16 protein-coding genes are annotated in these 24442 nt (G+C 37.8%); 1 reads left to right on the plus strand and 15 read right to left on the minus strand.

What is annotated here, in order from left to right; genetic code table 11:
* Positions 1–86: 86 nt before the first annotated feature.
* The 4 genes from ACIQZ6_RS05900 to ACIQZ6_RS05915 form a co-directional block, all read right to left on the minus strand.
* Positions 87–1022 carry a dihydrodipicolinate synthase family protein gene (locus ACIQZ6_RS05900; RefSeq protein WP_395809130.1) on the minus strand — a complete coding sequence of 312 codons (936 nt, stop codon included), beginning with the start codon at positions 1020–1022 and terminating at the stop codon, positions 87–89.
* Between the two features lie 159 nt (positions 1023–1181).
* Positions 1182–2417 carry a sialidase family protein gene (locus tag ACIQZ6_RS05905; RefSeq protein WP_395809132.1) on the minus strand — a complete coding sequence of 412 codons (1236 nt, stop codon included), beginning with the start codon at positions 2415–2417 and terminating at the stop codon, positions 1182–1184.
* A 163-nt stretch (positions 2418–2580) separates the two neighbouring features.
* Positions 2581–4059, minus strand: coding sequence for a RagB/SusD family nutrient uptake outer membrane protein (locus ACIQZ6_RS05910; RefSeq protein WP_395809134.1), 1479 nt, complete (start codon positions 4057–4059; stop codon positions 2581–2583).
* Positions 4060–4073: 14 nt separating this feature from the next.
* Complete coding sequence (locus ACIQZ6_RS05915; protein ID WP_395809136.1) at positions 4074–7331, minus strand: SusC/RagA family TonB-linked outer membrane protein; 3258 nt, start codon at positions 7329–7331, stop codon at positions 4074–4076.
* Positions 7332–7906: 575 nt separating this feature from the next.
* Between ACIQZ6_RS05915 and ACIQZ6_RS05920 the strand changes: the two genes are divergently transcribed.
* Positions 7907–9178, plus strand: coding sequence for a serine hydrolase domain-containing protein (locus ACIQZ6_RS05920; protein ID WP_395809138.1), 1272 nt, complete (start codon positions 7907–7909; stop codon positions 9176–9178).
* 303 nt (positions 9179–9481) lie between these two features.
* On the opposite strand, the gene ACIQZ6_RS05925 is transcribed toward ACIQZ6_RS05920, so the two are convergent.
* From ACIQZ6_RS05925 to ACIQZ6_RS05975, 11 genes are all read right to left on the minus strand, one after another.
* The gene (locus tag ACIQZ6_RS05925; RefSeq protein ID WP_395809140.1) at positions 9482–10435 is read right to left on the minus strand and encodes an aldo/keto reductase; all 954 of its coding nucleotides are present in this window, start codon (positions 10433–10435) and stop codon (positions 9482–9484) included.
* A gap of 85 nt (positions 10436–10520) precedes the next feature.
* A complete protein-coding gene (locus ACIQZ6_RS05930; RefSeq protein ID WP_395809142.1) occupies positions 10521–11342 on the minus strand; it encodes an HpcH/HpaI aldolase/citrate lyase family protein in 822 nt (273 codons plus the stop codon).
* A 7-nt stretch (positions 11343–11349) separates the two neighbouring features.
* Positions 11350–12255 (minus strand): hypothetical protein, encoded by a 906-nt coding sequence (locus ACIQZ6_RS05935; protein ID WP_395809144.1) that lies wholly within the window; start codon positions 12253–12255, stop codon positions 11350–11352.
* 50 nt (positions 12256–12305) lie between these two features.
* A complete protein-coding gene (locus ACIQZ6_RS05940; protein ID WP_395809146.1) occupies positions 12306–13577 on the minus strand; it encodes an MFS transporter in 1272 nt (423 codons plus the stop codon).
* A gap of 65 nt (positions 13578–13642) precedes the next feature.
* On the minus strand, positions 13643–15058 hold the full coding sequence (locus ACIQZ6_RS05945) for a glycoside hydrolase family 28 protein (protein WP_395809148.1): 1416 nt from the start codon (positions 15056–15058) through the stop codon (positions 13643–13645).
* A 208-nt stretch (positions 15059–15266) separates the two neighbouring features.
* Entirely contained in the window at positions 15267–16226 is a 960-nt protein-coding gene (locus ACIQZ6_RS05950; RefSeq protein WP_395809150.1) for a hypothetical protein, read from the minus strand.
* A 5-nt stretch (positions 16227–16231) separates the two neighbouring features.
* Positions 16232–16984, minus strand: coding sequence for a phytanoyl-CoA dioxygenase family protein (locus ACIQZ6_RS05955; protein WP_395809152.1), 753 nt, complete (start codon positions 16982–16984; stop codon positions 16232–16234).
* Between the two features lie 580 nt (positions 16985–17564).
* Complete coding sequence (locus tag ACIQZ6_RS05960; RefSeq protein WP_395809154.1) at positions 17565–18851, minus strand: Gfo/Idh/MocA family protein; 1287 nt, start codon at positions 18849–18851, stop codon at positions 17565–17567.
* A gap of 98 nt (positions 18852–18949) precedes the next feature.
* Complete coding sequence (locus ACIQZ6_RS05965) at positions 18950–20320, minus strand: DUF1080 domain-containing protein (RefSeq protein WP_395809156.1); 1371 nt, start codon at positions 20318–20320, stop codon at positions 18950–18952.
* Between the two features lie 88 nt (positions 20321–20408).
* Positions 20409–21233, minus strand: coding sequence for a DUF1080 domain-containing protein (locus tag ACIQZ6_RS05970; protein WP_395809158.1), 825 nt, complete (start codon positions 21231–21233; stop codon positions 20409–20411).
* A 27-nt stretch (positions 21234–21260) separates the two neighbouring features.
* Positions 21261–24413 carry a PVC-type heme-binding CxxCH protein gene (locus ACIQZ6_RS05975; protein WP_395809160.1) on the minus strand — a complete coding sequence of 1051 codons (3153 nt, stop codon included), beginning with the start codon at positions 24411–24413 and terminating at the stop codon, positions 21261–21263.
* Positions 24414–24442: the final 29 nt, after the last annotated feature.

The following is a 24442-nucleotide window of genomic DNA, read 5'->3' on the forward strand; positions in this document are numbered from 1 at the left end:
TTGAGAACAGGTCTAAATTGAACTATATTATTTTCAAAATCACTTCTCTCCCTTACAATTCACATATCCTCTGACTATCAAAGAATTCACATATTCCAGCGTGGATATTTTTTCTTCAATAGTTCGACGAATTGTTCGAAAACGGCTTCATTAGCTCCCTCGTAGGGCGGTAATAAGCGCAGAGGAAACTGGGGATCGTTGACACGGCAAAACAACTTATCGAACGCGCCGTCCATATGCGTATCGGAGCCAACAAGTTTTAACAGTTCAGCGATTAGCTGGCTAGCTTCGCGTCCGGTTTCGGCAAGAGTTGCTCCATCGCGGCGACGGCCAGCCTCGAAGTAAGTCCGGCCGAGAGCAATGTTGGTGTTGGCCACCGAGATCAGCAGGCCGCATTCACCCATCATCGCGGCTTCAGCAAACCCCGCCTCGGTAATAAAATGTTGAAGCTGTGGTGCTTCGGTTAGTAAAGTGTGCAGGCGTTGCTTGTCGGTCGTACTGTTCTTTGTGGCGACCAAGTTCGGGTGCTGTTCTGCTAGTCGATTATACTCTGCGCCGGTAATGATACGACCTGTGCGCTGGAGGTTATAGTGGAGAAACTCACAATCAGAAAACCTACCGCAAGTTTCACGAAAAAAAACATCAAGTTCTGAGTCCCGCAAAACACCCCAGCTTGGTAGGCTCAACTGAAATCTGCGTGCGCCCATTTCTCGTGCACGTTCGATTCGCTCAATGATCGTTGGTAAAGATAAGCTGATCACACCAATCATTCCCTGCACTCCATCCCCGCGAGTTTCATCTTGAAAGACCTCTATAATATCATCAAACTGAGTTTCAGTAACTGCATAGCCTTCACCTGCTGTCCCGAAAATGTAGAGATCGGAAATACCATGCCCAATCAGATGACGTATCTGGCTCCGGAAAATCTCCTCGGCAAAGGCGAATTCCTCCGTCCACGGCACACAACAAGCGGCAAGTATGCAAGTGCGATAGCGCTTATTGATTGAAAATTGATTTGTCATTTCAAGTTTTACACTTCGTTTTTCACTCGATAGTTATATAGTTCGCACAGACTAATTTATTTATCTGAATTGATGATAGATGACAATTTAATTAATCATCAGCACTTTACCTGAAAATGTTAAACATTTAATTATCATGCTAATCAACTCTCCAGAATTTTATTTTATCTGAGAAGGTAGGCTCCAAATTACTGTTCCCATATGATAACGCTGATGAGAGGCTACTCCAACTGAATAATAGGCAGTCATAATTTTCCCATCAGGAAGCTGCACACTGGAAGGGTAACCACTATCGCCACTTTTTAGATCATCAATAACCAAAAACTCATTGCTCCAGGTCATCCCTTCATCCTGACTAATTTTAGTTGCCACACCGAACTGACCTGGAATTCTATTACCATAAGTTAAAAGCAAATGGCCATTATTGAGTCGAAGCAAATGTGCCGGATGCTGATTGGATTGGGTCAGAGGCTGATCATAACGCCAGGTCTTGCCGTCATCATCACTTCTGATCAAATCGAGCGCCTGTCCACCTCGCCATCGTCTTGCTGCAGCGAGCCATTTTCCTCCCCCTAAGTGAAAGAAAGCCGTTTCATTGTGTCCATCCATGCTTTCCTTGACTTTGTGACCATCGCTGACTTGTGACAACCAACGCCATGTTTTTCCATCATCCGTACTGCGAAACATTGAAACTTTGTTGATTTTTTTGTCCAAGGACTGTGCATAAGCAAGTACCCGTATAGACCCGTCGTTGCCGGTAAGAATGTCACCAAATGGAACAAATTCAGTCATATCTTTTTCTGCGAGGGGAAACGCATCTTTCTTTACCTTCCATGTGCGACCTCCATCTGAAGAAACGGATACCCATGCTCTTAGAACAGATATAATATCCCGTGCACCACCCGGTTTTGAAGCAGGTGTCAATGACCATCCCGAGGCAACCACAACTAGGTTTCCGTTATTAGCCATGCCCGCGGCGACGTTCATACGGTTAGCATTAGGATCATGCAAAGCAGCTATGCCGCGTTTTTCCCAGAATTTACCGCCATCTGTACTAGCCCAGCACTCCACATCTCCCTCTCTCTTAGCATGGCTAGGCTGATTAAAGATCGTTGCGATGATCGTACCGTCGCGCAACACCGTCAGGTTCGGCCAAGCGCAAACATTATCTACAGAAACAAACCTAGAATCTATATTAACCCTAAAATTTAGTCCTTTTGCATTTAATTTATTTTGTTTGATATTATTTCCTAGTCTCTGAGTACTATCACCAATTGGATTGTATCCAAAGTCATTAGAGTAAAGAATTTTATCATTAAAATTTGATTTTAATGATGTTGATATCCCGCCTTGAACTACTAAAATATTACAATAAATAAACGCACTTATTGACAATAAAAGTTTAGCTAATTTCATTTTAATTTTTTAGGTATAAATTGGTGTAATTAAGTGTTTTATTCTATGATTTTCTTTATAATAAATTATATAATAATTTTAAACTCATTTAGCTTGATAGTCTGTAACAGTATCCAGATTATTTTTTTAGTCAAAAATTTTCTTACTTATAACCTGGATTTTGCTTCACTTTTGGTTCCAAACTAAGAACAGTATTCGAAATAGGAAATAACAAGAGATAATCCTGGCCCTTTCTGCTTTGGAGATTAGGAACGAGATCAAATGCCTTGTCAAACCTCACCAAATCCCACCATCTTTTACCTTCATAAAGCAGTTCAAAAAGCCTTTCCTTAAGAATAGTATCATCATTCTGTGTTTTAGTGCCATTGACAAAGACATTTGATGCATAATTAGTTCCATAAGCACGCTTTCTTATCAGATTCATTTCAAGAGAAGGATCTTGACCTAAGGCATTTTTAGCTTCAGCCTTCATTAATAATACATCCGCATATCTGTAAAGTATTATATCATCTACAAAAACTCTTGAGCCGCCCGTAAGTAGGCCTTTCCCTTTTAAACATAAAGTAGAATAAAAAGTAGCTTTACCATTAGCGTCATAAGTATAAATCTCATGAAAAGATGCTTTCTTTCGTGTATCCTTATCATTGAATTGTTTCCTAACTAGATCTGTAAGTACTAAAAGTCCTTGTCCACTACCTATTGGGTTAATCAAAGCTTTAGTTTCGGCATCAATATTACTAGGAACCGCTCCACCTATGATCCATTTATGCCAAAATCCATTAGTTGGACCATCTAAATCCTGATATCTTATACTCATTAAAATTTCTTTATTCCCTTTGTTGGTATATTGGAATAGGTCACCAAATTGTGGAAGTAACATCACATCCGATGTTTCTGCCAGATTCAATGCACTTAGAGCTGTAGTAAAATCTGCTGCTCCACCGCCAAGTTTCTTACCTGTCCAAAGAAACACTTCGCCTTTAAATGCATTTACCGCTGGTAGTGACCAAAAATACCTGCCAGTAGGGAAAATGTTATCAGGAAAAAGTTTAATGGCATTTTCAATATCAGCCTTAATTAGTGCGAACACCTCCGACTGAGGAGACCTTTCCTTAATCGTTTCCTCAGGATTAGACCCTTCTGTAGGTAGGGTTCGGATAATCAAATTACCCCAAGTTTTTGTCATGTTGAAATAAGCATATGCTCGCATTGTATAGGCCTGCGCTAATATTTTATTTTTCGTAGGCTCAGATTTAAATTTAATGCTTGGTACATACTTTATAATTAGATTAGCACTATTAATGATCTTATAAAACCCAGTCCATTCCGAATGGTATGGATTGGCTCCGCTTAAATCATTAAATAACAAATTATAGACCCCGACACCAAAGGCACCACCTTGATATATTTCACTTCTTTGTTCTCCGTTCTGATATATAGCCTCTGACATTGACCTCAAATCTACATACATGCCATTTAGAGCTCCAACTGCATCATTCTCTGTTTTCCAAAAGGATGAATTGGTAATTACACTAGTTGGATTTACCTCCAATGTATCTTGACATGATGGAATTGTTAAACTCCAAATTAGTAACAACAGAATTATTCTTAGTTTTTTCATGATTTATCAATAAATTAAAATGAAATATTCGCTCCAAAAATCAAATTCCTTGGCATTGCATAACGTCCGTTATCTTGACCACCTTCTTCAGGATTTAAGCCAATATAATTAGTAAGGTAATAAAGATTATTGCCAGTAACATTGAGCCTCATATTTCTCATTTTAAACCTTTCCAATAACCTGCTAGGAATGTTATAGCCTATCGTTAATTCCCTAAGCGCTAAGAAATTACCTGATTCATTATATAAAGAATTACCTGAGGTAGTTACTCCGGCAAAAATATTTCGCTGAGTTCTCTCCCCACCCCAGTACGACCTTGGCATATCTGTAACATCTCCTTGTTTCTTCCAAGATCTATCTACATACCTTTGAGTAAGATTGCCATCTCCATATGCATTCAAATCCATACCCATTCTGGCCCAATTGAAAATAGTATGACCAGTAGTATAATCTAATCGAACATCCAAGCTGAAGTTTTTATATCTGATGGAATTTGTAAAACCACCTGTCCAATCGGGAAACATATTACCCATGTAAACTAGGTCGCGAGAGTCTATAAGACCATTTTTATCTGTATCCAAATATTCAACATCACCACCGAACTGTGTTTTGTTAGCGCCAACTATGTAGGTTGCTATCGGCCCGGCTTTTGCAGCTGCATCAGTTGTATATACCCCAACTTGCTTACGATCGTACATTTCCCCAATCGGGCTACCTTCCTGTAACCCACCTTTCCATGCATAATCACCCTTTGCTGCATCCCAGAGATAAAACCCACCCACACGATTGTTTTCGGTACCATTATATGGTAATTTTAATATCTTATTTTTTGTCTTAGAAGCATTAAAAGAAATATTCCATTGAAAACCGGATGGCTTAGACATGATCTGTGCACCTAATTCAATTTCAATTCCTTTATTTTCCAAACTACCAAGGTTAGTAAGAATACTTCCGAAACCTGTAGACTGTGGTAAAGATAAATTTGTAATTAAATTGTCAGTCACTCTTCGATAATAATCGAATAATATGTTAATTCTATTTTTGAAAATACCAATATCAGTCCCAATATCAAAAGTTTTTGATTGTTCCCATTGCAAATTTTCATTTGGAATAACTGTATTTTGAATAGCTGCAGAACCACCGTATTTAGCCCCAACACCATAAGCTCCTTGTGCTGTAAAGTCTCCGAGCCCCGCAATATTGCCATTAATACCATAACTTCCCCTTAATTTAAAACTTGAAAAAGCTTGTGGGATAGATTCCCAAAATTTCTCCCTATGCACATTCCATCCAACCGAAACTCCTGGGAAAAGACCCCATTTATTTTCAGATCCTAAATTAGATGCCCCGTCATATCTCATATTGAAGGAAAAAAGATATTTTTCCTGATAGTTGTAATTTACCCTTGAAAAATAACCAAGTATCACCTGATTAGAAATAGAACTACTTACAGAGGTGGCCTCACCTGAGGCATTAAGCGTTGGTATTAAATCTGTAGAAGCATTCCGTCCATTTGCACTCAATGAGGAAGATTCTCTTCCAAAATAGGAAATACCTGCTTTTGCCTCCAGATTATGATCTGAGTGAAAAGATTTAGAGTATGAGAATACCGCATCTGCCTGTGTCTGTCTCCATTTTGAATTACTTGCACTTGCATTACGTGAAACAACATAAGCAAGTGGTCCATTCCAATAACCTGGATCAAAACTACGGGAATCACCTGTTGTATTATAAAGCGAGATCTGAGGATCAAAACTAAGCCCAGGTAAAATATCGAGATGAGAACCTACGGAAACACTTAATTTTTCATTCGAATTTTCTCGGATGAAACTATTCATATAATATACAGGATTCCCAAAATTACTATTCAACCCTGGAGCTAATGTACCATCTTCAAACTTAAACTTAGCCGTTGGTGCTAACCCAGCATTTCGATAAAACACAACATCTGTATTTCCATAAGGAACATTATTGTTAGCATTGGAATAAAGTATGCGCGAAAAAACACTTAAATTATCCCTAATCTTTATATCTCCGTTTAGATTGAAACTTAATCTATCATATGCTGTTGTAATAACAGTTCCTTGAGCCTTGTTATAACCTACACCTGCGTTAAATGTTGCCTTTTCTGTTCCTCCAGACACTGATATGTTATGATTATTAGAAATACCAGTTTGATATGTAAGCTTTTGAAAATCAGTATTTTGAAATATAAGTGTCTTAGTTGGATCAACAGGATCTGGCATTGATTCCCAACCATCCTTTAATTTATATTCATTAGCCGAAGTAAGATACTGAGTAGTGTATGAAGTATTATTTGTAAGATCATTTCCTGTTCCATAACCCATTGGCAATGTTAACCTGCCTGAATTATTTCCAAACTTGGGGTCACCAAAAACTCCTAACCTATTAATAGTCAAAAAATCTCTAGCGCTTGTCATTTCATATAATTTCCCGGGATCAGAGGTGGTTAAATCATACGAATAGGAAACATTATTCTGACCTGATTTACCTGATTTAGTAGAAATAATTACAACACCATTTGAACCTCTAGCACCATATATAGAGGTTGATGCAGCATCTTTTAACACCTGCAAAGATTCGATGTCATCAGGATTGATATCATTCATATCCGTGCGGATGACACCGTCAATTATATATAATGGAGAAGCTCCGTTAGGATTATTAATTGAAGTTCCTCCGCGAACTATTATCCTTGGTGCAGCCCCTGGTTGACCGGAAGTACTTTGCACTCTAACTCCGCTAACAGCCCCTTGCAAAGCAGAAGCAGCATTTGTAAATGGAACATTTTCAAATGCTTTATTATCAAGTCTAGATACAGACGTTGTTAAAAGCTCCCGTGATTGTTTTCCATAACCAATAATAAGGACTTCATCTAACTGAGATAAATCTTCTTTTAATCTAATATTAAAGGATAATCTACCTTCTATAGAAATTTCTTGAGTTACAAACCCGATAAAACTGATAACTAGAAAACCACTTCCTTCAGATGAATTAATGGTAAATTTCCCGTCAGAATCAGTTACCGTTCCGATATTACTCCCTTTGATTTTTACATTTACACCAGGCAAAGGATTCCCATTATTGTCACTAATTATCCCATTGACTGTTTTGGGTGGATGGCCTAATGTATTTTTTACATTTTCTGATTTATCAGCGAGTGTAATTATTGGAAGGAAACAGAAAATGATGAGTAAAAGATTAATACACATCTTACTCAATCCGTGGATTTTTTTGAAAAATAGCTCCATTTTTTTTATTTGTTTAATAATATTTATTTATCTCTGTAGATTTTAAAAAACACTTAATATTTCAAAGTAAAGAATTTAGTTAGTATCTATATGCTACTATTAAACTGATTTATAACACTTTTTTTTAAAAATATCAGGCAGCCATTTATAATTACCTAAGTCCCTAAATATTAAATAGACAGAAAAGTAAAGAGAAAATTAATCACCTTATTGTAGTCAAGCCAAACTATACGTTAATGTGAATTATTATGAAAGTAAAATTGAAATTGATAACAATAAATCAAAATTAATTTTGTGATATTATTCTTAATAGAAAGCACTATCTATTTTAACAGGCGCAAAATCCTTTAGTTGGATCAGTTTGAAAATATCGTGTTTTTAGAAGATTGTTTCCTAAGATAACAGACCTTATGATTGTTAGTAAAAATATGTTAAACTTGAAGAAGCAAAATTAAACAATAGAACAGTAAGAAAATTTAACCCATCAACAACTAGTCAAGTGCTACGTCAAAAAATAGCATTTATTACTTGAACTTACTATTATTTCATTTTTATTATAAAAAACAAATAAATCAATGAAAAAAATATTAACCCTTCTGTTATTGTCTTCTTCAATTATATCAGCCTTTAGTCAGACGATCATAAACTCAACGCCAGAAGCAGCAGGCTTTTCATTAGAACGCTTAAAGCGCCTTGATAGATCTATGAATGAATGGATTGACAAAGGATACATAAATGGAGCTGCAGCTTTAATTATGCGCAATGGTAAAATTGCCTATTATAGGGCAAATGGCTTTAATGATCTTGATAATAAATTACCCCTACAGAAAGATGGAATATTCAGAATAGCCTCACAAACCAAGGCAATTACTAGTGTAGCCATAATGATGCTTTTTGAAGAAGGGAAGTTATTACTAACCGACCCGGTTTCAATGTATATTCCTTCGTTTAAAAATCAAAGAGTATTAGTCAATTTCAATGAAAAAGATACCACCTTTACTACTGTTCCTGCAAAAAGAGAAATTACTATTAAAGATCTTTTGACACATACATCGGGAATCGACTATGCACAAACTGGATCAAAAGAGGCCAGAGCCATTTACTCAAAGAATAATATTACAGCAGGTTTAGGAGTAAAATATGGGTCATTGCTTCCGGCAATGACCAACCTAGGTAAACTACCGTTAATGCACCATCCAGGAGAAAAATTTACTTATGGATTAAATACCGATGTTTTAGGTTGTTTAGTTGAAGTCATATCTGGTATTAGCTTAGATAAATTTTTCAAAACCCACATATTCACTCCTCTAGGGATGAAGGATACTTATTTTAACATACCTAAAAATAAAGCAAATCGCTTAGTTAACCTTTACACTAAGACACAGCAAGGCAAATTAGTTAAATCCTATTCAGGAATGTTAAATGGAACAGCTCCTTCTAATTTCCCATTGATACCACATACCTACTTTACAGGAGGTGCCGGTTTAAGTTCTACGCTTTATGATTATGCAATCTTCCTCCAGATGCTTCTAAACGATGGCGTTTATAATGGTAAAAGATTATTAAGTCGAAATGCTGTCAGAATGATGACAACTAATCAGATTGAAGATATACCATCTATTATTGGGCCATTCGGACTGGGATTTAGGATAGTTACAGATCAAAATAGTGTTGGGTCGCCTGCACAGGTTGGCACGTTTAGTGCTGGCGGAGCCTTCGCAACTTATTATTGGGTAGATCCTAAAGAGAAAATGGTTTATCTATTTTACTGTCAGTTACAGTCAGGAGTACCTAACGGAATTGTAGAAAAGTTCAGAGCTTTAACTTATCAGGCTTTAAACTATTGATATTGTCTTAAACACAATTATTATAGAAGAAAAATTCATTTACAAACAAGAAATCGAACAAATCTGAATGATTCAAAAGTTCCTTCAGAAAGACTTTTAGTTGCTAAAGAAATTAATTTACGCAAGAAATTGATGAGGTGTACTTAATATAACGCAAGTTCGGTTTAAGCCTCTAAAATGTTTATCATCGGTTTGAAAAATGATGTTTAAGTGGACTTAAAGGAAGAACTGGTAAATGGGAATTACTACCCCCACTTAAATTTCAAATAATCGATCAAGATAAATTATCCCAATCAGATTATTTTAATTTAACCAACCCATCCTGTCCCATTTAGGCAGGTCCAGAAACTCTGGATCTGGGTATGCAAGATCTTTTGCTTTTGAAAAATCAATCTTATCTGATATTTTTCTCGAAACTGAAAATAAAGCTTTATTAAGATATTCCATGTTATCTATTCCAACCAAAACAGAGGAAACTTCATCAAATGACAAAGCAAAGTTTGTAGCTAGATCAGCAACTTCTTTGATTTCATTTGTTAAAAGGCTTTGAAATTTTTTTATATGTTTTTCAACGTCCTGCAAAGCAGGGTGTAAACCTATGCCTTTATTACTTAATAGTCCTTTCAAAAGAACGGAACGGATAATAATACCAACTCCACTTTCTTTTGAGAACTCAAAATTTTGTCCTTGCCGCTGATCCATTAAATTAAAAGGTAACTGTATGACATCCCATCCTTTGGCAATCGCTTCTTTAGTTTCTTTTACAGTATATGTCGATACTCCTATTGCTCTTACTTTCCCTGAGATTTTTAGCTTTGTAAATATTTCTTTCACATCATCATTATTCAATATTTCTAGATCTCCCTGATGCAGCATAAATACATCAACATAGTCAGTCCTTAAATTAGTAAAACTTTCATGGAGAGATGCGTCGATTTTTTTTTTTAGTAGGCCAAATGCAGGTATTACTCCTAGGTCATCTTTAAAATGTGCGCATTTAGTTGATAAAATCACTTTATTGCGCCTATTTTGAAAAGCTTCACCCATAATAGATTCACTTTCACCATATAATCGGGCTGTATCAAAAAAATTAATTCCCTTATCTAAAGCTTCATGCAAAAGCTCTATTGCTTTTTCTCTGGAAATCATATCTGCTTTGCTTTTTACTCCTAACCCATAAGGGAGTCCAATTTCAACTCCACCAAATGCTAGTTCAGAAACTTCTATCCCGGTTCTACCTAATTTTCTTATTTTCATCTGAGAAATAATTATAAAAATGTTTAAACCTATTGTTAGTATAATATTATTAGTTTTTAAACAATAGATTTCAATATTTACAGAACTACCTATATGGCTTACCTGAATCAATGGAATTAGGCGTTTTAGTTCCTAATGCTGATTTTCTAAATCTTTCGACAAGGTTTGTACAATAGTTATTTAAACCAATTATATCGGCACCTACATTAACAAAAGTGTACCCCATTTCTAAAAAACTTTCAAGATTATCAATACTTCCAGTAGTGGCGGCAAATTTTCCATATTTATTCGCAACTTCTGCAACAAGCTTTCGTGCTTCAATCAAACGAGGATGGTTCCATTCTCCTGGAGCACCTAATCCCTGACTAAAATCTCCGGGGCCAAAGAATAACATATCAACACCATCTAATGCGGCAATTGCTTCAATATCAGGTAAAACTTCAGGATCTTCAATTTGAAGAGCTAAAAATTTCTGACGATTCGACTCTTTTAGGTAATAATTAAAATCCATCTGGGTGTAAATACCATCCGCACATCCACCGTCGATTGCCCTACGACCAATAGGATGGAAACGTGTCATTTGTACAATCTGTTTAGCTTCTTCCAAATTCATAATATGTGGGACAAGGATTCCTGTTGCATCCATTTCAAGCGGTTTAACATATCCGCTGTAACTGCCGCGTGGAACACGCACCATCACATCAACATTATGAGCTTTTGCTGCCCATATCTGTGAGTTTAATACCGACCAGTCCTGGGCTAAATGTTCCTGATCTATCCAAAGACAGTCAAAACCACTAATAGACGCTATTTCGGCTGCTTGTCCGTCGCCAAGGTTCACCTTTAAACAACTTGCGGTGTTCCCGGATCTAAGTTTTGCCAATACACGGCTTTCTCTCATCTTCATATCTTTATTATTTTTCTTTATCTGATTTTATTTTCAGGATTGCATAGGCAGCGGCAGCTCTCAAATCGGCACCTTCATCCGAAGATGGGTCATATATACCTTCGCTATTTTCATCGTTAATAAAGCCCTGTAGGATTTCCAGGTGACTTTTATCACCTTTTTCTGCCAGCGCCTGAGATAATTCTGTACGCTGGCCTGCTGTATACTTTTTAACATCTTTAATCAGAAGATCATTGATCCTCAAAAGCTTTTTACTATCGGCACCGACCGGTGCGGTTACAAGTGAAGTAGCAAGAAAAGTAAGATATGTATGATCAGTCTTTTCTAATGATAAAGCAGACGATGTCAGCCGCTCCCATTGGTGCAGGTTAAGCCCCTTTGACTGACGCAACACGAAGGCGCTGATTTTACGTATGATCAAATTTGTATCCGTTAAGGCCATATCAATAAATTTTTGTCTATTCTTATCCATCAGACAGTCAGACCCGAATGAACTTGCCCATAATGCATAGGCTTGTAAATTTCTATCACTGGATGCCAGTGTTTTTGCAGTCACTTGTGGAAACAGGTTAGCAACAGGCTGCTTCAGTTTTGCCAGGGTTTCTGTGGCATGCGTACGATCAGGGCCACTCATATCCTTATACGCATCGTATATCTTTTTAAGCCACATTTTTTTATGCGCAGGCTCTTTCTCTGCCTGTACCAGCACCCTCCATATACCAATCCGGTACTGCGGCTCATTTGAATGGATTTTCTCTTCTTTCAGAAATTCCTTTAGTGCCGCCTCGGGATACCCAGCCCATATTAAATATTCAGCGGCATGAACTTTTATCCATTTTTGCCTATGCTCTAATGTTAAGTTTAATTCAGTAATGGCTTTTTTCTCCTGAATAGAAAGCGAAATAGTTTCCATTTGGGATATATTTATGAAATTTATAATACCTGTTAATATATAAAATATCATCATTCCTGACTATTAAAGGATTTTTCTACTTCTTTTTTTACAAGGAACAAAAGACCTGCGCAAATTATCATAGTAAATGCCGCTATCTTAAAGAGTAGAGACATATCTACATGGGCATCACGCAATGCGCCGCTTGCATATATTCCTAACCCACCTATTATAGTTGCAAACATATTCAGGACACCGTACCCGGTAGCAATGTAGCGCTTGTCTGCAATCATGCACAAAATAGGCATGAGATTAGTATCACTGAATACGCGCGTAAAAGCATAAAGCATGAAACCTGCAATTGCAATATAAAGTATATCAGTGTTGCTGGCTATATAGACACAGGGAGTAGCTATACACAAGCCAATTATTGGCATGAGAATACGCGATTTTTTATTTTTCCTGCTCCATCTGTCTGAAATATAACCTCCAAATAGTGCCCCAGCTATACTTAATGGGAACAAATATAATGTTGCATATATTCCTGCATTTGTTTGTGACAGGCTAAAATGTTCTTTATAGTATGTTGGGAGCCAGCCTAAGATCATCCAGCCAACCACTCCAAGCAGGCCCGAAAACATTAGCAAAAGAATAAATGACTTTCCGGAAAAGAGGTTTTTTATAGCCGAGGGGAAACTAATATTGGCTAAATCATTTCGTTCTTCCAAAGTACTAATACCGGCTTTTGCATCGCGTAAAAGGAAAAATAATATGAATGAATAAACCATACCAATTGTTCCAAAAATACTGAACGCATCATTCCACTGATGTTTCTCAGCAATCCAACCGCCTAAAAAGCCAAGGCTTTGTCCTACTGTTACCCCTCCCAGATGTATCCCAATTGCTATAGAACGTGTACTTCCTTTATGATAGTCGGCTATAAGAGCAAGTGCGGCAGGAATATAGCAGGCTTCACTTATTCCCATAAGCGCCCTGGTAGCAAGCAGTTCTTCATAGGTTGTTGCATGCGCTGTAAGCCAGGTCACTCCCGACCAAACGAACAGACTAAAGATAATAACCCGGCTTCTATTAAAACGGTCTGCCAGGAATCCGGCAAAAGGGCTCAATAAACCATAAACCCATAAAAAAACGGAGGTTAGTAATCCAAACTGCGCATCAGTCATCGGAATTGATTGTACTACTGATTCCCGCATTGTGGTGATCATAATACGATCTAAATAATTCAGTGCCCCCACAACACACAGCAATCCAACTACCAGCCATGCGGCGAAGGCTGGTTTTTCGTTTTTTGATGTAATTACATTATCGTACGCTATAGCCATAAAATATTCTATTAACGGTTGAAAGATTTATGCGTTAGTGCTTTCTTTTCGTGTCGTGTGTTTCGTTACCGTATTATAATCCCCGATGTTTCTATTTTTTTTATTATTTCGTTTTTTCTTTGAGATTTAGAAGTCTTAAAATCCTTTATTGTGATATCGTGGGAATCTTCTAACCAAAGAGCAAATCGTGCATCTGGTTGCAATAGTTTAAATTGAACATTATCAAGGGTAATATTTCGGGCATGACGTACATATAAGCCATAAGCTGGTAAAGTATTACCAAACATGCGGTTCTCTGGATAATTTTTTTCTACTTCAGGCACTGACCTATTAATATCTGACAAAGTACCACCACCTTTACAATTAATAATTATATTCCTTAATATAACGTTTTCAACATAAAACCCCGGTACAGCAGTTATAGAACTTGATATTAAACTTTTTGTTGTGGCAATAATATTACTTATGAGTACATTTTTTAATGATCCTGTAGGATTTTCTCGGCTACCAAGTCGAATAAATACAGGAGTTTGAACACCTTCCATACTAATGTTGGTAATGCTTACCTGATCCAAAAACCCACCATCAACTACTTCAAGGGCAATTCCAGAAATCCCTGTAATTGAATCGGTAATACCAGTCAAATTTTTGTTCCATGCCCGGAAATTTGATTCTGATGCGGGCCTTAAAACACAATTACTTATCGTAATATTTTTAAAACCTCCACGACTCATCGTTCCCATTTTTATAAAATTGCAGTTAGATGCAATAATACAATTGGTTACAACTACATTTTCGCAGGGGGTTTTCTGGCTGCTTTTGAAGCATAATGCATCGTCATCAGTATCAATAATGCAATCTGATATGACTACATCTTTGCTGTCAATATCAATACCATCGTTATTAAGATTGGCATGCGAATAAATAGAGATTCCCTTAATGAACACATGCTCATTACCCTGTAACCTAAGTGTCCAATAAGCCGAATTTTTAAGCGTTACATCTTCTATTCTGATATTTTTGCAGTCTCTTACCAATATCAGATTAGGGCGGTTATCAGGATTAGACTTGTTAACTATGAATGAACTGCCCCTTCCGTCAATTGTTCCTTCACCATTAACAGAAACATTTTTAGCTTGATTGATGTAAATAAGGCTTTGGGTGTCCACGCCACCTGGAAAATCTAAAGTATCAATGCTCGCGCGAAGCACAGCCATTTTTTCCAAATGGAGGGTAATATTGTCCTTCAGTTGCAATGTACCAGTGATGAATATTCCATTAGGGATAATAACTATACCTCCGCCTTTATCGTAACATATATCAATTACTTTCTGGATAGCTTGTGTATTGATTGTTATACTATCAGCCTTTGCACCATAATCTAAAATATTATAACTTTGAGAGATGTGCTGTCCAATAGCACTGAAGTGACATATAAAAATTGCCAGACCGATAAGATTATATTTTTTTATTCTTGTCATTGAGGTATGTATCATTTCAGCATTACGCTTAACAGTTGATTATTTCAAATATATTCTTTAAGAATATTAATTAATGCTACTTTATTTTGCATTAATGACACTATTTTTGAAGGAACTCCCTATTTTATATTCCAAAATACACTAGATGAAATATTCCAATTAATATCGATTAGGCAAAGTATCCATGTTTTACTAAAAAAATCCTGAATTAAACCCTTTTCAGCTTAATGGGATAAGTTTGATCAGATTTCCACTGGCAGACAATTATATTATTATCTTCATCAATGCAAACATCATGTGGGTGAATAAAAATATTATTATCCTGATATTGCGTTTGCAGAATACCATTTATATATTCGGGCTCTGAACCACCAGGGGTAGATACTACTTTATCATTCTCATCAAGAATTGTGATATATCCAGATCCAAAGTTAGTATTGGTACCAGATCTGAAGACCGCCGCATAGAGAAATTTATCTTTAATAACGGGCCTACAAATAAACGAACCCGGTAAAGAAATTGAACCAAGGTAGTGGCCGTCCATACTAAATCTTTTGAAGGCATTGTGGTTCCTAGAGGTTATTAATAACGTGGGTCTTGATGGATTGCGCCAATCTATTGTGATCCCGTGGGCACAATCAAGTTTATCTGCAGCTTGCCCCAAACCGCCCCAATGCCGGATATACTTACCAAAATAATCATACTGAATAACAAATTGCAATCCATAACCATCGGTCACATAAATATCGCCATTAGGCGCTATAGCAGTTTCGGTAGGATTAAATTGTTCAGCAGAACGATATGCTTCTATTTCATTCGGATAATTTAAAACCATTATCTCTCTCCCGCTAAGGGTAGTTTTTATTACCTGGTGCCTGATAATGTCTGTAATAAACAGAAATTCTTCACCGTTCTCTTCGGTAATACTCAGACCATGACCACCCGAATAACTGTGCCCCCAGCTACCGACAAATTTACCGGAATTATCATAGGTCAGAATATTATTCCTAGTTTCATTAGTTAAAAGAAATATCTTTCCTGATTTATCGATAACCATTTCATGGCAATCGGCAACGGGATATTCATTAGAGTTTAAATCTCCCCATCCTTTCACTACTTCATATTGATGAGAGTTATGTCCAATAATATATAAAGCTTTGCTTAGCATAAATATCAGGATTCAGAAAATCTTTCTTCCTGAAGCTTTTTCTGATAAGCAACCTTTGCTTTAACGTCTTCTTTAGCAGATTCTCCAAAATAAATAAGCCCTAAGGCTTTTCTAGATCTGGAAATACTTGTATTCCCATCTGCACGATGTATGGTTAAAGAATGATGGACTAACAGATCACCAGGGTTTGCCGGGAAACTTACCTCATTCGCCATATCATCATCAGTTCCGAAATCGGTTATTTCTTGCGAAAAGCCTAATATTTTTGTTCTTCCGTGTAATCTCATACCCTTAGCATGTGAACCTTTCACATATTTTACACATCCATTTTCATCGTCAGCAGGTTCCAAAGCCATCCACATAGTTATTGCGACCGATGGATTTAGCATGAAATAATATCCATCCTGATGAGGAGGAGTAGGTTTTCCAACTAGAGGTGGTTTGTTAAAATACTCAAGAGTTTTCCCGATAACCCTTTCCTCAAGAAATAGTTCAGCCAAATCTTTGAACTTACTATTAGTTAAAATATCTTCGAAAAAGGGATCATAAGCATGAATATCAATCAACTGTTTGAGTGTTGAGGGATTCTCTTTATCTTCATACATTACAAGATTTGAAGGCATTGTTGGAACGATTTCATCAATCACCCTATTAAAATTCTGCCTGATCTTTTCAACCTCATATTCAGAAAGAAAACCGGGAAGGAAAACATAACCATCCTTTTGAAAATCTTCTTTAATAACATTCTTATCTTTCATAAAACATATTTAAAGTATTGCAGCATCAAATACTACTTTATTCAAATTTATATGTATTAAAAGTCAATCTCTTCCACATTTATATGAATTGATAACACTATTTTACACTAAATAATACCTGGTGTAAAAAGATCAGTAGTGCCCGACATTCTTCTCCTGAACGGCTTCTTAAGCCTATCTCTATAGGCATTACAAATTAGTAAATGTCAAAGAAAAGAACTCCAGTTGTGTTTCTAACTCAACGGAACCTGCAAAGCCTGGTGATTTAAGGAAAAAATGCCTATAAAACCAACTATGGTAAGCCTTTGTAGGGTACTTGTTAGACTATTATTTTAAATAATAAATATGGTTAAAGGCAAAGAATAGCCCACAAGAACAATTTCTAGATTATTCTTGAATGTGGTAAACCTTCTTAAAATGCAAAACAACTTTTAATCGGGGAAGTCCAAATGTGACTGACGATTCTCTTTCCGATCGCATATTTTTGACTTCGTAAGTCGGAAAGGACTTAAGAATATACCAAGACGCAAAGACAATTCGAGTTTGCCTTTGGGCAGTATTCTAACGCACCCCAAACAATTTACGTCAAATCCCATTCCTTCCGCTTTTCTATTGACAATAAGCTGTTTGCTTCGCGATCCCCTTTAAATTTCTCTCTATTCTCGCTCCATTCAAGCTTTCTGCCCACTTTATAGGAGATAAGTCCTAAATGCATAGGCAGCGTAAGTTTGCGGGCATATTCCAAATTAGATTCTGGTTGTGTACGTGATTTAACTGCATTCACAAAATTCTGCTGATGACCTGGCGAACGCTCAACGGTGATCGGAACTTTAGTTAAATCAAGCATAAGCTCTCCGCCTATTCTAACCTCATGTGTATTATAATCACAAATCAACGTTCCTTTTTCACCTTCAAAATAAGCACCGATATTACCCCGACTGGCCGCTCCAGGCACGTTGGGAGCCTGACTAGTCCAGAATATATTTAAGTCTTGGTATTCATAGTCCACATCAATCCAACGCTGAACATTAGAAATTCCTGTATTTTGTTCACCTCTGGCATTGATGCTTTTCAATCCTTTAGGTTGTAGAGCCCAAAAAGCTACGTCGGCAATATGTGACCAGAAATCGCCAAAAACGCCACCACCATAATCAGAGAAATAGCGCCAGTTAAAATGACAACGCTGTGGATCATACTCCGATATTGGAGCTGGGCCAAGCCACATATCCCAATCCAGATTCTTTGGAGCCGGCTGATATGCTGCCGGACCAAAATCAGGAGGAAAACCAGATTTCCATAAGCGTACCGTATGAACTTTACCCAAAATACCCGAACGAACCAACTCCACAACCCTATGATAATTATCACCCGCATGAATCTGGGTACCCAATTGGAAAACCCTATCGTACCGATTTAGATTCTTAAGCATCTCCTGCCCCCCTCTAACATCATGAGACAAAGGTTTTTCACAATAAACATCTTTACCAGCCTTAAACGCAAGAGTAGCAACTTGACTATGCCAATGGTCTGGTGTGGCACAGCTTATAGCATCAATATCCTTGCGATCTAGTATATGCCTGAAATCTTTGTAAGCCTGTGCTTTATGCCCGGGACGAAGCGTGTCCAGAGTTTTCATCGTAGAATCTAGATGAAGCTGATCCACGTCGCATAAGGCTACTATTTCAACTTCCGGAATTGCTGCAAACCATTTCATATGCGCATTACCCATTCCACCAAGACCAATATGGGCAACTCGTAAGCGATCACTTGCAGCTACCTTGCGCAGCATGTCAGGAAACATTAACATTCCCATCCCGGCAATGCTGGTTTTCCTTAAAAATTCTCTACGATTTGAAATCAATTTCATATAAATTTAGATTTGAGATGTGAGATTTGAGATGTGAGAAAGTTGTTATTAGATCCAAAGCTTCTTGCTCATTCCAAATACCATATCAAAAATTATTCTTATTTCCTGCTTAAATCCTTAATCCTGATGTTTCTAAACTGTAATTCTGAACCATGTCCCAGAAATCCGATATGTCCGCTATCTCTTTGTAATCCCGGGTGTTTCTGTCCGTCGGCAGCACCATTTTTCCTGGCATCTGTAATATCGCCATCAAGAATCACGGTGCCATTTAAAATAACTTTGATCTTTGGTCCCTGCACAATCACCTCCTGATAATTCCATTCGCCAACAGGCTTTAAAGAACCTCTTTTTGCAGGAATTGTACCATAAACAGATCCATGATACTGATATACTTTTAGATCCTTATAAACAGGTGCATCATTATCCAGTATTTGTAATTCCATGCCTTCATAAGCTGCATCACCGGTTATAGGTGATCTGATACCCAAACCATTATTAGCACCCGGAGTAAGCTGAAACTCAAAACGAAAAACAAAGTCACTGAATTCTTCTTTGGTAAATAAATTATTGCCAAGGGTACTTTTTCCAGGTTTAGGGCGAACAGCCAAATTGCCATTTTCGGTGATGTAATCTCTGGTATTCCCCCTCCAACTATACATATTAGTTCCATCAAAAAGCACTTTAAACCCTTCTTTCTGTTCCTTTTTACTTAGCTCAAATGGTTTTGCACGTGGTAATTCCTTGATGTAAATATTGCGATAAGAAACCGGCGAACCATGCGCCTGCAGCTCAATCTGTTCTTCAGCAAATATTGGCAGGTTCTTGTCCCAGTAATTTTCCAAGATCACATTATCAGTAACCAACTCACCATTCAAATAAACGGTCACGCGATCAGCTTTCATAATGATCCGAAACGTATTCCATTCATCCAATTTCTTATCGGCCACTTTTAAAGGCTTGCTTTCATTAACCTGATTGTTGTATAATCCTCCTGAACCAACCTGCGCCCCTGATTTTACACGGGCATTATCCCAAATCTGTACCTGTGGTGTTCCTCTGAGATAAATACCAGCATCACCCTCTTGCTTTCCATTGTCAATGATTTTCCAGTCAACCATCATCTCAAAATCGCCATATTTCTTAACTGTAGTAATATTATTTCCATGCCCAGTAAATTGAAGCTCGCCATTGACCACTTTCCAGCTTTCACGCATTTCTGCATCAGCTTTTACCTGTTCTGCTGCCAAAGTTTTAGCATCCATTTTCGACCTTTTGATCGGGTCAGCAACCAGGCCTTTCCAGCCTGTAAGATCTTTGCCATTGAATAAGGCGGTAAAGCCATTCATTTGAGGGTTCTCAATAGTCTGCCCAACAGCGTTTGTTGATATAGAATTCTCTGCCAATGCAAAAATTGCAGGAAGAACTAATACAGCCAGAAGAAATGGACGAATTTTTTTTGGAGAAAACATATTTTCCTTTTTTTAAGATTAAATTATAGCGTTGAATTTAGCTTTTATATCGTGAAATTAAAATCAGATTCACTTGATTTATAAAATGTTAGTTTACAGTAAGAGGTACGATTTCAACTTTTCTGACGAACATTTCTGCTCCTTCAGACTGAATCTGAATCTTTCCTTTGGTGGGGCTCACATGATAAGCTTCATTCACCAAAACTCCATTTAAATAAGCAGAAACTTTATCGCCTATAACCACACACTCTACTTTATTCCATTGCCCAACTGGTTTTTCAACATCATTCTTACCTCTGAATCCCAGAACATCCTTCCATTCAGGGTCTCTGGCAAACCAATCAATTCGGCCACCATTGATAGTTAATGGCTGCCCGCTTGCCAAATATACATTGCCTTTACCCTGCTGCTTAGGGGCCACATTGCTGGTTAAAGAAAACTTTTTGCTACCATCGCCAACTACCAAAAAATCGCCTGTGCCGCCTTCAATAATCTGACATTCAATAGAATACATCCATGTTCCGGAATAACCGCCATCAGCACCAATTGAATGTAAAAGGATACCACCATCTCTTGCTCTATCTACACGTGGTGCATATGTTTTAGGTCCCCACTTAAATTCAACAGTTAGTTTATAATTGCTATACTCCTCATTTGAAGTAATACATCCATATTCCTCTCCTGAGATATGGATCAGTCCTTTTTCTACGCTGAATACATTCTTTGGGTCAATACCGCGTCCGCGACCTTTTACAAATTTGTACCAACCATCCAGATTCTGACCATTGAATAGAGCAATGGATTTTGTGTTGCTGACAGTTGCAGCACTTGATTTTGATTTAGTGGTACCGCATCCATCAAAGATGAATGAACCCGTAATAAGGGCCAGGGCGAATAGAAATATTTTTTTCATGATATGGATAGATAATTATTAATTTGATTATTTTCTTTTTACTAAGTTCCCTAAGCCATCCGGAAGGGTATTCAAATAAGCCATCAGGTCTGATAATTCCTGCGGACTCAACATTTTATCGAGTCCTGGAGGCATCAATGAAATGTCAAGTGGTTCAATTCCTGTAATTTCTGACCGTGGAATTCTAACCTGTAATCCCGGACCAGTTGCAATAAGTATAGCATCTGGCAATTGCTCCTTAAGAACACCGGTATATGTTGCAGTTTTTGTGATAATTCTACTCGTTTCATACTCGCGGGCAAAGCTGGCACTTGGGTATAAAATAGCTTCTAGAATATCGTGTCCAGAGCGAATTTGACCGATATTGGTTAGGTCTGGTCCAAAAATTGCACCTTTTCCGGCCACAGCATGACAAGAGGAGCAGATGCCTTTCCCAAAAAATATTTTTGCTCCTGAGGCCACATCACCCCGCGTTAAACTTGCTTCAAGTTTTGTCAATTCTGCTAATCTTCCTGCATTTTTTTCTGCTAATTTTGTCAATAAAGGATCTGCCGAGCTCTTAATTTTTTGAGAATACGTATTCAATAATCCTTTCAATTCTTCTTCTGAAACATTATCCAGTCGATCAGGGCTAGCACTTAAAGCAGCCACCAAGGCTATACCAACTTGCTCGCTTTTATTATTTTTAAATGCACTTATCAGGTTTGGCAAGAGGTAAACATCGGTTTTTGCTACCTGCTCTTGCGCAAGTTGAAGCAGTTGATCATCTGTTAGTTTTGCATTTGAAAGCAAGCGGGCAGACATTTGCCTGATTGGCGATTCATTTTTATTCCCTAGAAAAGAGAATGCCATACTAAATTCCGTATCCGACAAAACTGGTACCGAAAGTAATTTAGAGCTCAAGGCTTTCAATCGAAAATCAGGACTTGTATTTTCATTCTGCACAATCTGACTCAACTGACCATTCAATGCTTTAATTCTTCTAGATTCAATCAGTCCCAAAACCTGGGATTTAATTTCAGTGCTTCCGCTATCCAATAGTTTGGATAATGCCTGAACCCAAACTTGAGGGATAGTATTCACCGAAGCATGGGCCACCACATCTAGTAAGAATATCTTTTTTGTATCTGATGCTGAATTGCTTCCCAGCTGTTCAGCGAGAAAAATCTGTAATTGCTTATCGTTACTAAAGGTGATCATTAAATCGCGTATAGCTGTATTATCTGTACCAGCAATTTCAAGAGTATTCATACGACCTTTAAGGAAGTCGATTATAATATCCGACCAATCGGGATGATGGGAAGCAACCCAGATTCCGATCTTCTGTAATTGGGGAGTTTTGCTTGTTAGGAAAGGAGATACATTTTCTTTCTTAAGAGCTGTACCCCCAATTTGATCAAGTGCAATTAAGGCTGTTCTTTTCACATTGGCAGATGGGTTATTCAATGCCTCCTGCAATGGAACCGCATCATTCAATTTAATTAAGGCATAAATTAATGCATGCTCTTCAAAACGATCATTATTGATTGCTGATGCTTTCAACAATGCAGGAACGGCACGTTTATCGCCAATCTGACCTAAGGCTGTTGCAGCCTGTCTGCGGACAGCAAATCTATCTTTCTGAACTAGTTCCATCAGTTTGTCTACAGATAGCTTATCTCTGGCCAGCCCCAAAGCACGGGCAGCAGAAGTTCTTACTACTGCCGAAGGATCAATCAGGCCTGACCGTACTCCTATCATGGCATTTGGCGTAGCGATACGCGAAAGTGCAAATATTCCTGCAGCACGTATTTCTTCACTTGTAGACTTCAGCAATGAACTTTTAATTGGCAAAACTGCTGCTTCTCCCTTACTAATCAATAGCTCAATGGCATGGTCACGAACTGCGATACGAGAGTCTTTGGTTGCGGTAACAAGTGCAGGTACAGCCATTGATTTCAAGTTCAATTTAGTACCCCAGGGATCATTAACTTTAGCAGCACCAGTTTTTCTAATCCTGTAAATTCCTCCTGGAACATCCAGCTTTGCAACCCTGGATAGTGGGCATCCCAAGATAAACCAACCTCCGGTATTCAGTATTAGCATACTGCCATCTGCGTCTTCCAACACATCTGTAAGGTGCATATCCTGAACGTTTGATGTCACGAATGGCTCATCGGCAGTTTTATAAGTTGCCCCATCGGCAATTACCTTATGACGCATGATGCGCCCTGTATTAAATTCAGCACTAAAGAGGCTACCCTGATTTTCTTTACCCATGGTGTTTCCACGATAACGCATAATCCCAGAAGGAGCTACTCTGGCCATTTTATTCATCACTGGCATCAGATCGCCGGTTAAAATAAATTTATCCTTTTCAATCACCGGATTATTTTTTGGATAAGTTCCTCCTTCTACCCAGTGCATAATTGCATCACGCATACCTGCCTGAGGTTCGATAAAATAGGTCATTGTTCCAACGGTTTCACCGGATGGCATAAATGCAAGCTCAATCGAATTGTCGAAGCCACCGCCGGCCATAGATTCTAGCCCGCTACCATCAGGTCTGCATCTCCAAATACGTGCAGTATTTCCTTTCAGATTTACCCCCTCTTTAGTAGTAATGTCAAATCCACGACGAGCATCAGTCATATATAGCCATCCGTCAGGTCCAAGAAAAGGACCTCCCAATAATGCCCCATTAGAATTCAAAACCCATCCTGATAATACTACCTCTCGCTTATCGGCAACACCATCTCCATCTGTATCGGTAAGGCGCAAAAGATCTGGTGAGGAGGTAACATATAAACTTCCATTATAAAATACACCTCCTTTAGGAAAGGATAATGAGTCGGCAAATATCTTGCTCTTATCAAATTTCCCATCGCCATTGGTATCTTCAAGCAAACGAATGTGATAAGGAGGGTCTTTCAACATTCCTTGATTTGTAGGTGAACTACCATCCGATTCAAATACAAATAACCTGCCATCTCCATCAAAAGAGGCAAACATGGGATAGGAGATCATTCCGGGATCAACTGCTCGTTCAATGGTAAAACCTTCTGGAACTTGGAGCCCATCGAGTTCAGGAACAGCCGTTTCTTTTTCTTTATTGCCAAGGAAAAACAAGACACTGGCAGAAAGGACTACTACTGCAGCTAGCTGAAAAGGTGATTTAAAGACTTTTGTAAAATAGTTCATTTGTTTATTGTAAATTTTAAAATGGTACG

This window comes from Daejeonella sp. (genome assembly GCF_044348475.1).
Taxonomy (GTDB): domain Bacteria; phylum Bacteroidota; class Bacteroidia; order Sphingobacteriales; family Sphingobacteriaceae; genus Daejeonella.

Excerpts from the sequence above, each read along its gene's own strand:
- ACIQZ6_RS05900 (WP_395809130.1), bottom strand. The coding sequence starts at position 1,022 with ATGACAAATCAATTTTCAATCAATAAGCGCTATCGCACTTGCATACTT.
- ACIQZ6_RS05910 (WP_395809134.1), bottom strand. The coding sequence starts at position 4,059 with ATGAAAAAACTAAGAATAATTCTGTTGTTACTAATTTGGAGTTTAACA.
- ACIQZ6_RS05915 (WP_395809136.1), bottom strand. The coding sequence starts at position 7,331 with ATGGAGCTATTTTTCAAAAAAATCCACGGATTGAGTAAGATGTGTATT.
- ACIQZ6_RS05920 (WP_395809138.1), top strand. The coding sequence starts at position 7,907 with ATGAAAAAAATATTAACCCTTCTGTTATTGTCTTCTTCAATTATATCA.
- ACIQZ6_RS05925 (WP_395809140.1), bottom strand. The coding sequence starts at position 10,435 with ATGAAAATAAGAAAATTAGGTAGAACCGGGATAGAAGTTTCTGAACTA.
- ACIQZ6_RS05930 (WP_395809142.1), bottom strand. The coding sequence starts at position 11,342 with ATGAAGATGAGAGAAAGCCGTGTATTGGCAAAACTTAGATCCGGGAAC.
- ACIQZ6_RS05935 (WP_395809144.1), bottom strand. The coding sequence starts at position 12,255 with ATGGAAACTATTTCGCTTTCTATTCAGGAGAAAAAAGCCATTACTGAA.
- ACIQZ6_RS05940 (WP_395809146.1), bottom strand. The coding sequence starts at position 13,577 with ATGGCTATAGCGTACGATAATGTAATTACATCAAAAAACGAAAAACCA.
- ACIQZ6_RS05945 (WP_395809148.1), bottom strand. The coding sequence starts at position 15,058 with ATGACAAGAATAAAAAAATATAATCTTATCGGTCTGGCAATTTTTATA.
- ACIQZ6_RS05950 (WP_395809150.1), bottom strand. The coding sequence starts at position 16,226 with ATGCTAAGCAAAGCTTTATATATTATTGGACATAACTCTCATCAATAT.
- ACIQZ6_RS05955 (WP_395809152.1), bottom strand. The coding sequence starts at position 16,984 with ATGAAAGATAAGAATGTTATTAAAGAAGATTTTCAAAAGGATGGTTAT.
- ACIQZ6_RS05960 (WP_395809154.1), bottom strand. The coding sequence starts at position 18,851 with ATGAAATTGATTTCAAATCGTAGAGAATTTTTAAGGAAAACCAGCATT.
- ACIQZ6_RS05965 (WP_395809156.1), bottom strand. The coding sequence starts at position 20,320 with ATGTTTTCTCCAAAAAAAATTCGTCCATTTCTTCTGGCTGTATTAGTT.
- ACIQZ6_RS05970 (WP_395809158.1), bottom strand. The coding sequence starts at position 21,233 with ATGAAAAAAATATTTCTATTCGCCCTGGCCCTTATTACGGGTTCATTC.
- ACIQZ6_RS05975 (WP_395809160.1), bottom strand. The coding sequence starts at position 24,413 with ATGAACTATTTTACAAAAGTCTTTAAATCACCTTTTCAGCTAGCTGCA.